13 protein-coding genes are annotated in these 13,290 nt (G+C 36.6%); 6 read left to right on the top strand and 7 right to left on the bottom strand.

The features are described 5' to 3' along the window. Positions 1-2: 2 nt before the first annotated feature. Entirely contained in the window at positions 3-245 is a 243-nt protein-coding gene (locus tag GMB29_RS18790) for a DUF2552 family protein (protein ID WP_136352896.1), read from the top strand. A gap of 33 nt (positions 246-278) precedes the next feature. Here GMB29_RS18790 and GMB29_RS18785 read toward each other — a convergent pair whose 3' ends face one another. Together GMB29_RS18785 and GMB29_RS18780 are read right to left on the bottom strand one after the other, a co-directional pair. Then, positions 279-671, bottom strand: coding sequence for a C40 family peptidase (locus GMB29_RS18785; RefSeq protein WP_136352894.1), 393 nt, complete (start codon positions 669-671; stop codon positions 279-281). A 170-nt stretch (positions 672-841) separates the two neighbouring features. Further along, positions 842-1,753: an alpha/beta hydrolase gene (locus GMB29_RS18780; RefSeq protein ID WP_136352892.1), complete on the bottom strand. Its 912-nt coding sequence runs from the start codon at positions 1,751-1,753 to the stop codon at positions 842-844. Positions 1,754-2,230: 477 nt separating this feature from the next. On the opposite strand from GMB29_RS18780, the gene GMB29_RS18775 reads away from it, so the two are divergent. Continuing rightward, entirely contained in the window at positions 2,231-2,464 is a 234-nt protein-coding gene (locus tag GMB29_RS18775) for a YqkE family protein (RefSeq protein WP_136352890.1), read from the top strand. Positions 2,465-2,778: 314 nt separating this feature from the next. Here GMB29_RS18775 and GMB29_RS18770 read toward each other — a convergent pair whose 3' ends face one another. From GMB29_RS18770 to GMB29_RS18760, 3 genes are all read right to left on the bottom strand, one after another. After that, positions 2,779-4,599: a hypothetical protein gene (locus GMB29_RS18770; protein ID WP_136352886.1), complete on the bottom strand. Its 1,821-nt coding sequence runs from the start codon at positions 4,597-4,599 to the stop codon at positions 2,779-2,781. Between the two features lie 522 nt (positions 4,600-5,121). Continuing rightward, positions 5,122-7,083 (bottom strand): hypothetical protein, encoded by a 1,962-nt coding sequence (locus tag GMB29_RS18765; RefSeq protein ID WP_136352884.1) that lies wholly within the window; start codon positions 7,081-7,083, stop codon positions 5,122-5,124. Between the two features lie 15 nt (positions 7,084-7,098). After that, positions 7,099-8,319 carry an ATP-grasp domain-containing protein gene (locus GMB29_RS18760; RefSeq protein ID WP_136352882.1) on the bottom strand — a complete coding sequence of 407 codons (1,221 nt, stop codon included), beginning with the start codon at positions 8,317-8,319 and terminating at the stop codon, positions 7,099-7,101. A 352-nt stretch (positions 8,320-8,671) separates the two neighbouring features. Here GMB29_RS18760 and GMB29_RS18755 point away from each other — a divergent pair, with 352 nt between their 5' ends. Next, complete coding sequence (locus tag GMB29_RS18755; RefSeq protein WP_136352880.1) at positions 8,672-9,238, top strand: GNAT family N-acetyltransferase; 567 nt, start codon at positions 8,672-8,674, stop codon at positions 9,236-9,238. 262 nt (positions 9,239-9,500) lie between these two features. Here the strand turns inward: GMB29_RS18755 and GMB29_RS18750 are convergent, their stop codons facing one another. After that, positions 9,501-10,418, bottom strand: coding sequence for an aldo/keto reductase (locus GMB29_RS18750; RefSeq protein WP_136352878.1), 918 nt, complete (start codon positions 10,416-10,418; stop codon positions 9,501-9,503). A 73-nt stretch (positions 10,419-10,491) separates the two neighbouring features. Further along, a complete protein-coding gene (gene mciZ / locus GMB29_RS18745) occupies positions 10,492-10,653 on the bottom strand; it encodes a Z-ring formation inhibitor MciZ (RefSeq protein ID WP_136352876.1) in 162 nt (53 codons plus the stop codon). Positions 10,654-10,731: 78 nt separating this feature from the next. Between mciZ and GMB29_RS18740 the strand changes: the two genes are divergently transcribed. The 3 genes from GMB29_RS18740 to spoIIM all read left to right on the top strand — a co-directional run bounded on the left by GMB29_RS18740 (position 10,732) and on the right by spoIIM (position 13,248). Continuing rightward, on the top strand, positions 10,732-11,280 hold the full coding sequence (locus GMB29_RS18740; protein WP_136352874.1) for an NUDIX hydrolase: 549 nt from the start codon (positions 10,732-10,734) through the stop codon (positions 11,278-11,280). 3 nt (positions 11,281-11,283) lie between these two features. Further along, positions 11,284-12,450, top strand: coding sequence for an endonuclease Q family protein (locus GMB29_RS18735; protein ID WP_136352872.1), 1,167 nt, complete (start codon positions 11,284-11,286; stop codon positions 12,448-12,450). 144 nt (positions 12,451-12,594) lie between these two features. Further along, on the top strand, positions 12,595-13,248 hold the full coding sequence (gene spoIIM / locus GMB29_RS18730; protein ID WP_136352870.1) for a stage II sporulation protein M: 654 nt from the start codon (positions 12,595-12,597) through the stop codon (positions 13,246-13,248). Positions 13,249-13,290: the final 42 nt, after the last annotated feature.

Below are 13,290 nucleotides of genomic sequence, written 5' to 3'. Positions count from 1 at the left end.
AGGTGAAGGATTGTTTAATATCAATAAAAAATGTTGCATTAAATAAAACATGGGTATCGTTTTTAAATGATAACCACCCATATAGTCTTCTCCATTGGTCGATAGGGGGAGTTCATGATGATAAAAAGGACGTCTGGCTGCTCCAAGATGAAATGTCATTTGAAGCACAGGAATTTCCAACAATTGATGAGGCAATAAAATGGATGGAAGAAAATATGGAACATATCTCAGATGTGCTTGGATAAGAGTAAAGGCTGTCACGTGTAAATTGTGGCAGCCTATTTAATCACTCTTTTAGCACCAATAAATGACTCCATCCAAGAGTCGATTTCAGAGATCATTACTTTGTTTTCAGGGCGATACGTATGAATCATATAGCCGTTTCCGATATAGATACCAACATGACCAATTTTTGATAATCCTTTTTTATCTTTTCGTTTTTTCGTACTGAAAAAAAGTAAATCACCTCTTCGGATCTGAGAGAAAGAAATGGGGACACCTACTAAAAATTGTTGGCGAGAGTTTCGTGGAAGAGGAATGCCGTTCAGGCCAAATATATACTGTGTAAATGAACTGCAATCGAATATATCTGATCGATATGAAGGGGCGTTAAAGACATACGGAGTCCCTAAGTAGTGTATTCCAGTCAAAATAATCTGATCTGCAAGCATAATAACCCTCTTTTAAAGACTTTTACTTTATATCATGCAAAAATAAATTTATTTGATTGGACAAGAATCATAAACAAAAAAATTTTAGTTACAGCTTGTTAGTAAAAAAAGAAGGTCTAAACCAATTAGTCACTCATTTATTCAGATTAAGATAAAGCAGACTCGTTTTATTAGGGGTTTAAACCAATTTCATTGAAAAATTCATCGACAACTCTAGCGTATTCTTTCTGATTTTCTGAGTAAGACATCGCATGTAAGCCCTTATCTGCGACATAGAGTTTTTTTGCACCTTGCTTTTTCTCGTAGAGTTGTTTGGACATTTCAGCAGGGATGTAATCATCATCTTTACTGTGAATAAAAAGAACTGGATTCACAATGTTAGCTATTGAGTTGATTGGTGAAACAGCTTTGATGGAGTAACGATCACGAAGCTGAACAAAGGGTTTTGCGATCGGCATGATCAAAAAGCCTGGCAACTTAAATTCAACCTTAAGCCGGTAAAGTAACTGTGCTTCAAGTTCTGAAAAGGGGCAGTCGGCAATATAAAAATCAGCACCGTCTTCAACCGTTCCAGCGTAAAGCAATGTCGTTACAGCACCCATCGACTCACCGTGAATGCCTAAGACAATTGGCTTTCCAACTTCTTGTTTTAACCATTGTACAACCTTTTGAAGATCGAATTTCTCATAATGACCATAGCTTGTTGTTTTTCCACCGCTTTCACCATGTCTCCGGTGATCATAAATAAGGACATTCCAGCCTTTTTTTAAGAATAAATTCATGTACTTCACAGAATTTAGACGGTTTACAGTAACACCGTGACATGAGATGATATACCGGTTCGTCACATGCGGAGCAATGAGAGATCCTTTGATGATATATCCAAATGGTGATGGAATTGAAAAGTGCTGTTTGTGAAGAGCATCAAAATCTTTTTGGTTATATAGGCCAAGATTTGTTTCACGATCAATGATTTCTTCATCTGTTTTCTTTTTTATGTACATCATTTTATTTGTAAAGAAAAATCCAACAATGAGAATATACGAAAGGATAATAAGTAAACCAACAAATACTCTTTTCATAAGCAGTCTCCTTTTTGCCCGATTCCCCCTTATTTTACATCAATCATAACGAGAACGGAACAAAATACAAATAGATAGAGAAAAAAGACAAGCCTGTAAGCCTGCCTTTTTGTCCCATTTAAAATGGGCAATAAAAACCCCGCTAAAAGATATTCGGGGGGAGGGCAATAACTGCCAATAGCTGTGAGTCTGGCTTTACTGCTCGGAATTTTGTCTCTTAGTAGGATGTATTGCTTTTTCAACATTCTCAATTGCCATCATCTTTTTTGAGGTATCAGCGTTAGGTTTCCCTTTTTGTCCTCGTTGCTTTGCCAAAGATAATCACTCCTTCCTACAAATTAAAATGTCTGTAATAAGAAGAATTTATTCAGTACTAAACGAGATGAATTTTTTTATAAATCTCTTTCCATTCATAGCAAGTTTTTTTATACTCTGAATAAAGATAATTTTACAGCATGTATAGAGGAGGGGACTTGGATGAAAAAAACGAATAAGAAAAAAGACGATCAAGCAGTATCTGTTTCAGATCATTTAAATAGTGGCTTATTAGAGCAATTAAAGGCAGTGAAAAAAGGATTAGCAAAGGAACAGGAAGAAAAAGAAGCAGCGCTTGAACGCGAAAGAATAGAAGAGCGAAAAAAAAGGGAAAAGAATAAGAGTTTTGAAGAACTTTTAAATGAGAGTCCATTATCCTGGAAGGATTATAAATAAAAGGCTCTTTTCTAAGAGATCGTTGTTTTTAAAACGAAAAAATTTAAGGTTGATTGAAGCGGAAGTGCGAGACTCCTGCGGGAGCAGCGGGGCAGGTGAGACTCATGCAGGCGTTTACGCCGAGGAGGCTCAGCGCCCGCCCCGCGGAAAGCGAGCATCTCTCGCTGCAATCAACCACACCGACTACTTGATAAATAGCAACAAAGTTTGCGAAAACAGCCAAATAAAAAGAGAGAGAAAGAGAGGGCATAGAAGGAAACAAGAAACAACCAGGCAATGCCCGGTTATTTCTTGTTTGTGAGGATAACTCGCTGTTATTGATGGTGAAAGGCATATAAGCAGTAAAGGAAATCGTCGAAAGGAAGAGAACACTCACCTTCAAGCTCGCCATTGCCAGTGATACTCGTTCTGATGGTGTTTCCCCATACCTGAAGGCTATCGTTATTTGGATTGTAAAAGTAAACTCTAATAAAGCCTAATGGGTCTGGGCTAACGCGTTGAATTAATACTGCATGGGCACCGAGCGCTAGGCCGGACTGGTTATAAATAGTGATGCCAGCAGGTTGGGGAAGTCCCTCATTGACAGCCGGATTGTGTGAAGGATGATAATGACGGTAAAAACGGGCTCTAAATTCTAAATCACTATAAATATCTGAAAACTCACTCCATATTCCTTTTATATGAAAAGCAGGGTTAATCCATTTATGGAGATCTTGACCGCGTTCTCTAGTGGTATTTAACATTTCTAAATAAATTGAATCTAGATGCGGAATTAAGAGTAGTGATACGATATCAATATTATCAACATCTTCTAGTGGAACTTGAGAAAGTGTATCTGAAGAAATGGATTTTCCTTCAAAATCAATTGTCATTTTTCCGTATTTTAGAAAAGTATGAAACATTCTTAGTAGCATAACGGGTTCTTTTTGTGACCAATAGCTAAGTGCTCTTGTTGACTGGCAAGTTGGGTTAAAACCTTGGCCGATCCCAAGTGGTTGCCCTAAAACACTTATCATTCCAGAAACAACAAGTGAACGTAGAGAATCTGTGTTTGAAAGGTTAGTAACTGCTGTAAGCTTGTTAGCATGCTTTTTATGAATTGGAACCTTCAAAAGTTTCTCAAATACTTTTACAAATTCAAGTGTAAATATCTCTCGTTGCAATAGGCGCATTAAGCCGTAAATGCTTTTTCTCGTTTTTACAGTAATAGACGAAGTGATGAGAGATGAGATAAATTGACCATGTAAACGCAGATTTTCCTTAGCAGTTTCGTCAACACATAGTAGACTCGGCAGTAAGTCAGGTTTTTCTTTATTTATATAGGTTAGAAATGTCGCATGAAAAGGTGAAACAAGTCCTGTACGATCCATTGAATCACGGAGCTGTTCTGCTTCCCGGATTAATAAGGAATCATTGCTAGCTTTCAGACTATTTTCATAATCAGCCTCAGAAGCCTCAGCTATATCTGATGGATAGTAAACTGCTTTTTCATAATGGACCCAACCAGAATCAACATCAGCTAAACTTCCGGCTAATCTTCTTGCGCTGGCAATCACTTTTAAGATTTTGTCCGTTACAATTGGTCTTTGGAGGGCCAGATTATCAACTTCCTGATACAAGCTTTGAAAAACAAGCGGTGAAAAACAATAGTCTGAAATGAATCCTAGGATGTCGGCCAGCTGTTTGTCTTTAAAAAGTTGCATGACTCGATTTTCTTCTGTTTCTTTTAATAGTAAAAGATCAAGATTCAAAGCCATTACTTTTGTCAAAAAATCATTAGCTTCCTGTGCGGACATTTCGGGATGCTCATAGGTTCCTCTGGCAATCGCAAGAATTCTTAAATTGCTCATTGTCTCAACTGCTGCAATAACGCCGCCAGCTTGGAGAGTACCTCTTACAAGAGAAGGGTCGAGCTTTCGTACATTTTCCCATACCCGTCCTGTAAAAACCCCGGCTTGATCAAAAAGATGGGCATATTGAAAAAGTTTTTCTAATCCACCCTGTTCCTTTAAAATGGCGGCAGCTTCTTCATGTACTGCCTGCTGAAAAAACCTTTTATTTGGTGCGGAAGTTCCCCATAACTGATTAAAAGTCCGTAGAAACGAATCGTCAGAAGCAAATTGAAAAAGTCCCATATATCATTCCCTCTCCATAAAATCGCTTTGTTGTGTTCATATATCATATTGGCCAAATGCAAAGAGAATTACACTTTATAAGAAAAAATGAAAGCGGTCTCGTTCAAATCTGGTAAGAGATTAAGGTAGAAAAAATATTAGTGGAATGTTATGTGATTAAAACTTGTATTAAGAAGTGTATGATGTGAGGCAATCTTATACTTACATTAAAAAATGCTTCAATTTTCCAATTCGTGCATGTAAAATAATACAATATTTTAATAAAATTGCGTATTTCTTAGGAATACGCATTCGATATCTAAAGCTTTAAATTCAATCGTTAAATGGATAGTAGTACATTTATTTTACATAAAAACATCAATAGATCAATCGTTTGTGTAAGTAAATATTACGTGGTTTTCAAAAAAATGATGAGAATGAGAATTTGTGTAAGAAAATTTAATATATAAAAAGACCCGAAAAAAATACTTTCCGGGCCTTAATAATATTAAATTATGAAAGCCTATTTAATGAAAGAACAATTTATACCCATAAATATTCTTTGCCCCAGCTGTCTTTTGCCAGAACTTCCACTTCTTCAACAAGGCTATCTTCAACCATGAAAGTATCTCCTTGTTCGTATGGGTTATAGTGAAATGCGTACATTCTTGATAGAAATTCATGGAATGGCAAGGATGATTCTCCTTCAAGTTCACCAAAACCTGATACACTTGGTTCGATCCCCTGACCCCAATTTTGTCCGCTGTCATTGTTTGGATTGTAAAAATATATACGCCAATTCTCATTTTGATCTTTTTGAATTCTTTGAATCGATACTGCATGAAGTCCAAGTAACGCCCCGTGAACATTTGTTATGAAAATCCCAACCGGATTAGGATAGATCAACTCATAACCTTCATTATACTCAGGATGGTGGGTTGCATAGAATAACCGGACAAAAGCAGAATAGTTTGAGACATTTAAAGTAAGCTGATTGATTACATTAATAAAGCCTCGGGGAATCCACTCACCATAAAATTCCGGGTTTACCCATTTATGACCATCTTCTCCACGTAGGAGTGTTCGTTTCATCATTTCGTTATAAATTTTATCGAGATGTGGAACAAGAACAATTGATACAGGATCCAAATCTTGGTGAATTTCAGTTGCAACTCCATCCTCAAGGATACTTGAATGGATAATTTCCCCTTCAAATGTCATATCAATATCATTGTCACGTGCTGCACGGGCAATGTATTCAAGCAGCTGGCCGATGCCGTGCTGTGACCAGAGTGAGATCGCCCTTGCCGATTGACAAGTTGGATTTAAACCTTGTCCAACACCAAGCGGCTGGCCTAAAACACTCACTACTCCAGCAACGAGTACACCGTTTAAACTAATCCCGCCCTTTTGATACTCAGGCTTTGTAAGAATATCTTTTACATGAGCATGGATAGGGAGCTCAAATAGACGGCGAATAGCAGGCGCTATTGATTCTTGTGTTAATACACCTCGGTCAAGCATATTTGCAAGTCCGAGTATTGATTGCCTTGTTTCAGGGAAAATAGAAAGCTGGATCATGTCGTGAATTAGATCTCTATTAGCATTGAAGCTAGCGGTACCTGTTTCCGATAAATCTAATGCAGCTGGAATTAAGTCCCGATTTTTTCGGTTAAGGAATCGTAATAGCACAGCATGATATGGGGAAACAAGTCCAGTATCTTTCATAGATCCTGAGAAAATTTTAGCTTCAGCCTCAAGTTCCTCATCATAAGCATCTTCTACTCGTAGTCTGTATTCCCTTTGATTCGATACGTCTCTGCTCAGCGGTGTTGGTGCATTGGCAGCACGAGAGTACTTAACAAGAGCTTCAGCAGTTTTTTCATCAATTCCACTTTCGATTAATTGTTCAGACATGCTAATCATGTTTAAAATCCGCCCGATCATAATCGGACGTTGAACTGTAAGACGGTCTAATTCTTGAACAATTTTATCGGCAATCGCCTTAAAGGATAGCTCTTGACCAAGGTAACGGAACAAGCGTTGAGCCCGGTTTATATGTTCTTCAGATTGGATACGGCCTTCCTCGGTTTCTGGTGGAAACAGAAGATCGAGATTTAGGGCCAAGACCTCATTTAAAAATGCTTCTGCCTCTTTTTTACTCAAGCCTTTATGTTTGTAATCTCCTTTAGCAATCGCAAGCATTCGCATTTCACTTAATAATTCAATAATTGAGTTAACTCCTTTAAGTTTAAGCGAACCTCCGACAAGAGGCGGCTGCATTTTTGTAGGATCTTCCCACGGGCCGCCATTAAATACACCAGCATTATCAAAACGAGGGGCATTTTCATATATGATAGTCAAACCATCATCAGAACCTGCAAGCTCGATTGCCAGCTGGAAGATGTCTGTTTGGTACATGCTTTTAGCAAACGGTTTTGCTTGCTCAAGTCTTTCTAGTGCCATATTCAATCTATCTTTTAAAACTAATGTTTGATTACTCATCTTTCGCTTCTCTCCTTATAGGTAGAAATCATATTTTTCGTATTCTTTCATTAGGGATCTCATTTTTTCACTGTCTTCCCCAAAGAAGAAAATCGTCCCGTAATGATTTCCAAATCCTACACGTTCTGCCACTTTAGATGTAGTAGGGATAAACATATCATGTCTTTCAAAATAAGGATCATTTTTTAAATCTTCAGGTATATTTAGCTTTTCGATGATTTTAACGTTTGGATATACCATTAAGCTGCCAGCGTGTCCTTTAGCTGATACTACTTCTTCAGGGAAGAAAGCTTCTAGCTCTTCCTCAGTTGTATCCGGATCACTGCAAAGCACTTGAGCCTGAAAAGCGCTGAAGCCGTAAGCTTTTTCAATTAACTCGAAAATATGACCTCCAGGAACACGTGCAGCAACTTCACCAAAATTCAATGTTCCATCTGGAGCAATGAAATATTCAGGATGAATGACACCATATTTGATTTCAAAGGCATCCACAAGCTGTTCAATTGCAGCCCTGATTTGGGGACGCCACTCTTCAAGTGAAGGTGAAGCAGGCACGAAGTTAGAATGACCTAACTTAACGTATTCAGTAATATTTAGGAATCTAATTTTGCCATTATGTATAAAAGCCTCACAAGAGAATTCCTGACCATCCAAGTGACTTTCCATTAAAAGTGGAAATTCTGAATCAGAGATAAGTTCAATCTCGTGTGGATCACGAATCATTCTATGGCCGACTGTACCAGCCTTACTTAACGGCTTAACATGGATAGGATCATTAATATCGCCATCCAATTTAATCAAAGCCTCATTTACTCTTTTTAAAAAGCGATAGATATCCTCCTTGTTATGTGCTTCCTCAAAAACTCCTACTCGGATACCGGCCATTTGTGCTTTACGCTTCATCAAGCCTTTATCTCTCAATAGTAGGGATCGATTGAAAATTCTCGGGTTATCCCTAAGTTTTGCATTCAGACTGCCAGCCCATTCAACTGTTTCTTCATATATTGGAACAGTGATTTTTGTATTAAGATCCTTCAGTTTTTCATAAAGTTCATCTGACCGTTCATTTAATACGTCAAATTGCCATGGAATAAACTGAATACCATGCGTGTCAGCAAAACTTTGAAATTCTGGCGGACCAACAACCACATATGGACGATCCAATTTGTCTACAGCTTCGATTGCCGGCAGGCTCCAGCCTAGTAATGCAATTATTTCCCCATTTTTCTCTTTCATCTTCAAAACTCTCCCAACCTATTGTGATAAATAAAAGAATCATAACCTTCTTTATTTTAACAGGAAAATATTTTTCCAATAGTATAAATATTTCATATTATTTCGACAAAAACTGCTATTTCTATATTTTTAGTTGAAATTTTACTTTTACAAAAAATATAAAAACTTCGTACAATTTCGACAAAAAAACCCTGTTTGAAAGTATTGAATTTGGATATAGAATAGGTTGAGGGAAATTCTATCTCTTTTTTATAACTTTCAGACTATTTAGAAAGAAATAGCTTGAAAGTTTAGTACCAAAATATAGAATTAATGGTGTAATATACAAAATAGAACAAAGGGGAGCAAATTGATGAGCGACTGGTATACCAGATTGACTGATTATTTTCCAGAAAAAGAAATGAAATCGAAAAGGCATTTTGAATTACTTTTTCATGAAAAAGAAGGAATCTATCAATTAGAGGAAGGCCCAGATCACATAATTGTATATTTCGAAAAACCTCAATATATCTTTATTGACTATATTTTAGTAAAGGGAAACAGTCGCGGAAAAGGGACGGGCAGCATGGTCCTTGACAAGTTAAAAAGTAAGGGGAAAGCGATCATTTTGGAGGTTGAGCCAGTTAATCTTGTAGATCCAGACTCAGGCAAAAGAATACGATTTTATGAAAAGAATGATTTTTTGAAGATGGACGCCATTAGCTATGAACGAATCCATCAGGTGACAAAAGAATTAAATAAAATGGATGTTTTTTGTTGGTCACCAGTCCATAAAACGGAACAATGGGTGTTTGATCAAATGCAGGATATATATGAAGAGGTACATACATATAAAGTAAGAGAATTGTATGGGTGCGCTCCTCAGCCGGTATCAGAGGTTCTCTGGATGAAAACGGTAGCTTTAAGTAAACTTAGCTAGAATGGCTTTCTAAGGATTTATTATTTTGAATAGTCTTAAAGTCTAGGAGATATCCCATGAATTGTAAATACGGAAAGTTATGCGATTCCAATTGAAAAAAATATGTAGCGATGGATATGTAGTTATTAAATAACACATTTCAACGTGTGAAAAAACACCCTTTAACCATAAAGAAAAACGGGATCAAGTAGATCCCGTTTTTTCTTTATTGGATGAATGATTACTAGTCATTCCAATTTAGATAAAGTTCGTTGATAAGAGGTTAACGGTGCTGTTTATATTGATCAAGTTTCGCCAGGTGCTGGAGTTTGTCATATACTTGTTCAGTTAGAGGTTTCGCTAAACCAGCCGAAGTATTCTCGATTAATTGTTCGATTTTGCTTGCTCCAGGAATCACTGCAGCTACGACGTCCTGATGTAGACAATATTGCAATGCCAGTTCTGTCATAGTATGTGATGAATCTGCGTTTTCAAGTTCAGATAACAGTGCTTCAAGTTCATTTTCAGTATAAGATAAATAGCCTTTACTATGAAATTTATCTAGCTTTAATGAACGAGGTTTTTCTGTTAAAAGACCCTTAGCAAGAGGACCGCGGGCAATAACACTCACACCTTTTTCTCTTATAAGCGAAAATTGTTCTTCAGGTCGACGATCCAATAAGCTGTATTGCATCATAATCGAGACGATGTTTGATTTCTCTAGATATTCCTTGATGACATTTGGTCGTATCGAGGAAATTCCATAATGACGGATAATTCCTTCTTGTTTTAAATCTTCAAAAGCATCGATGGTTTCATCGATATGGTCTTCAATCGTCCCGCCATGTAGTTGGTAGAGGTCTATATAATCTGTTTGTAGTCGTTTTAAACTTTGTTTTACAGCTTCTTTTATATATGTCTTAGATGGATCCCACATCCAACCAGATTTGTCCTCTTTCCAACGATTTCCTACTTTGGTGGCTAAAATGATCTCATGTCGGCGATGTTTAATCGCTTTCCCAACAAGTGTTTCATTTTGACCAAAATCATATAAATCTGCAGTATCTAGGTAATTGATCCCCTGTTCAATTGCTTCATCAATCAGTGAAATAGCATGTTTCTCATCAGTACCAAGTGACATACAGCCTAGGCCTACCTCACTTATGTACAAATCTGATTGTCCAAGCTGTCTTTTTCGCATTATGATCACTCCTTAAAATCCATCTTAATGCCTTAGGTTAGTATAAGGAATGAGAAAAATCAACTCAAAACACTCAGTGTTTTTTAGGAGGAATCATCGGGTATTGCATTGTTTTTTCATCCTGCAGCCAATCCTTTACAGTACGAAATGATCGGTTATATTCTCTTAATTTCGCTCTTATTTCCCATGCTTTTCCGACAAGAACAATTCCTTTTTCAAGTCGATAGATTTTCAAGTTAGGAACCATTCCTTTCCAATAAGATATGATAGAATGTATGAGGATAGTAAAGCGAATAGAACAGGGGCTGATTGAATGGAACATTTAAAAGAGACAACCATTTCTTCTAAAGAAATCTTTAAAGGCAGAGTCATTGATCTTTTTGTAGAAGAGGTAAAACTTCCAAATGGGAAAACTAGTACACGGGAAATCGTGAAACATCCAGGTGCAGTAGCAGTTATAGCAATAACATCGGAAAATAAAATACTAATGGTAGAGCAATTTCGAAAACCCTTAGGAAGAACACTAGTTGAAATTCCTGCTGGAAAACTAGAAAAAGGTGAAGAGCCTGAGGCAACAGCAAAAAGAGAACTACAAGAAGAAACTGGTTATACATGTGGTGAGCTGCGTCCGCTTATCTCATTTTATACCTCACCTGGTTTTGCAGATGAGCTTGTTCATTTATTTATTGCAGAGAATTTGGAGAAGTTAACAGTAGCGGCGGAATTAGATGAAGATGAATTTTTAGATGTGATGGAGGTGACGTTAGACGAAGCGCTGGAAATGATTCAAAATAAGCGAATCTATGATGCAAAAACAGCTTATGCAGTGCAATATTTGCAACTGAAAAAAGCACTTCGTTAAAACATGAATCGTTATTTTGCTGATTTACATATACACATTGGCCAAACAACTTCAGGAAGGCCAGTAAAAATAACAGCTTCAAAATCGCTCACATTAGAAAATATTTTAGTTGAAGCAAGTGAACATAAGGGTATGGATATGATAGGTATCATTGATTGTCATGTACCTGAAATCTTACTTACACTAAAAAAACTGATTGAAAACGGTGTTTGTATGGAATTAAGTGATGGTGGTATTCGCTTCTATAACACAACCTTAATTCTTGGGAGTGAGTTGGAAATATATGATGATGCATGTAAAGGACCAATCCATGTATTGGCATTTTTGCCAACACTAGAAAAGATGCAGATGTTTTCAAACTGGCTTTCATCGCGATTAACAAATCTTACATTAAGTTCTCAAAGAATTTATGAAAATGGAAAAACACTTCAAAAAAAAGTAAAAGAACTAGGTGGTTTATTTATACCTGCTCATATTTTTACGCCGCATAAAAGTTTGTATGGCAGTGGTGTCATTTATTCCTTAGAAGAAGTATTTGATGGGAATTTAATTGATGCAGTGGAACTAGGATTAAGCTCTGATACAAAGATGGCCGATCAAATAGCAGAACTTCACCGTTACACATTTCTAACAAATTCAGATGCACATTCGCTACCGAAAATTGGTAGAGAGTATCAGCGGATCATCTTACAAGAACCTACTTTTTTAGAGCTTAAAATGGCTTTAGCTAGGGAAGATGGAAGAAGGATCGAAGCAAATTATGGATTAAATCCATATTTGGGAAAATATTATGAAACAACATGTGAAAAATGCGGAGTTAAACCATTATTGGATGAAAAGAAATGTAAAAATTGTGGGAGCACTCGCTTTACCAAAGGAGTATCAAACAGACTTAAAGAATTAGCGGGCGGAATTGAAAATAGCCATGAACGGCCGCCATATATACACCAAGTACCACTTCAATTTATCCCTGGTCTCGGTCCGAAAACATTGGAGAAATTGAAAAATATGTTTGGTACGGAAATGAATATCCTCCATGAAGTCCCAAGAGAGGCACTGGGAAAAGTCGTAAAAGAAAAAATTGTAGATTATATAGTAGCAGCTCGAGAGGGAAGTCTTAAAGTTAAAACTGGCGGCGGTGGAATATATGGAAAGATAACCGGGGTGTAATAAAATGAAATCAGGGGATGCACTTCATGTCCCCTTTTTTATTTATAAAAGGTAATCTATTAAAAGTAAAAGCACTCTTTTTTAAGTCATAGAATGGCAATCCTCTCATATACTCTAGTAAGTGAATGACGGGAGGAAATAATCATGCGAAGACAACTGCCAATCAATGCAATGATAAAGCAGCATCTTAAAGAGCATTCTTCAATATACTTGTTTGTCTGTGTATTATTCTTAATGGGTGTAATCTTTGGGGCAATTATCGTTAATAGTATGAATTTAAGCCAAAAAGAAGATTTATATTACTATTTAAATCGATTTTTTGGACAAGTGGCAGAAGGGAAAATAGCCAGTTCTACGGATATGTTCCAGCAAAGCTTTTTACATAATTTAAAATATTTAGGCTTAATGTGGATTTTAGGAGTTTCAATTATTGGACTTCCTGTTATATTAGTCATGCTGTTTATTAAGGGAATGGTCGTCGGTTTTACAGTTGGTTTCTTAGTTAATCAATTAGGGATTAAAGGGTTTTTGCTTTCATTTGTCACAGTGCTGCCGCAAAATATCTTGCTAATTCCTGCATTTATCATTATGTGTTCTGTTGCAATCGCATTTTCTCTAAAAATCATCCGACAGCTCTTCGTAAAGAAAACAAGCAATATGGATGCACCGTTCTCTTTATTTATGAGATATGTCACAGTTTTTCTATTTATTGGCGTACTTGCTATCGTTGCATCAGGTTTTGAGGCTTATGCGTCACCGCTATTAATGAAAAATGTTGTAGAATTGGTCAGTAAATAATAATTATTATTAAATAATATAAATTCTTTTTATTACTTTATA

The sequence above is a fragment of the Metabacillus sediminilitoris genome (genome assembly GCF_009720625.1).
Lineage (GTDB): Bacteria > Bacillota > Bacilli > Bacillales > Bacillaceae > Metabacillus > Metabacillus sediminilitoris.
The sequence above is the reverse complement of the archived record's forward strand: the minus strand, read 5'-3'. Positions and strand labels throughout refer to the sequence as shown.

Excerpts from the sequence above, each read along its gene's own strand:
- GMB29_RS18785 (WP_136352894.1), bottom strand. The coding sequence starts at position 671 with ATGCTTGCAGATCAGATTATTTTGACTGGAATACACTACTTAGGGACT.
- GMB29_RS18780 (WP_136352892.1), bottom strand. The coding sequence starts at position 1,753 with ATGAAAAGAGTATTTGTTGGTTTACTTATTATCCTTTCGTATATTCTC.
- GMB29_RS18775 (WP_136352890.1), top strand. The coding sequence starts at position 2,231 with ATGAAAAAAACGAATAAGAAAAAAGACGATCAAGCAGTATCTGTTTCA.
- GMB29_RS18770 (WP_136352886.1), bottom strand. The coding sequence starts at position 4,599 with ATGGGACTTTTTCAATTTGCTTCTGACGATTCGTTTCTACGGACTTTT.
- GMB29_RS18765 (WP_136352884.1), bottom strand. The coding sequence starts at position 7,083 with ATGAGTAATCAAACATTAGTTTTAAAAGATAGATTGAATATGGCACTA.
- GMB29_RS18760 (WP_136352882.1), bottom strand. The coding sequence starts at position 8,319 with ATGAAAGAGAAAAATGGGGAAATAATTGCATTACTAGGCTGGAGCCTG.
- GMB29_RS18755 (WP_136352880.1), top strand. The coding sequence starts at position 8,672 with ATGAGCGACTGGTATACCAGATTGACTGATTATTTTCCAGAAAAAGAA.
- GMB29_RS18750 (WP_136352878.1), bottom strand. The coding sequence starts at position 10,418 with ATGCGAAAAAGACAGCTTGGACAATCAGATTTGTACATAAGTGAGGTA.
- GMB29_RS18740 (WP_136352874.1), top strand. The coding sequence starts at position 10,732 with ATGGAACATTTAAAAGAGACAACCATTTCTTCTAAAGAAATCTTTAAA.
- GMB29_RS18735 (WP_136352872.1), top strand. The coding sequence starts at position 11,284 with ATGAATCGTTATTTTGCTGATTTACATATACACATTGGCCAAACAACT.
- spoIIM (WP_136352870.1), top strand. The coding sequence starts at position 12,595 with ATGCGAAGACAACTGCCAATCAATGCAATGATAAAGCAGCATCTTAAA.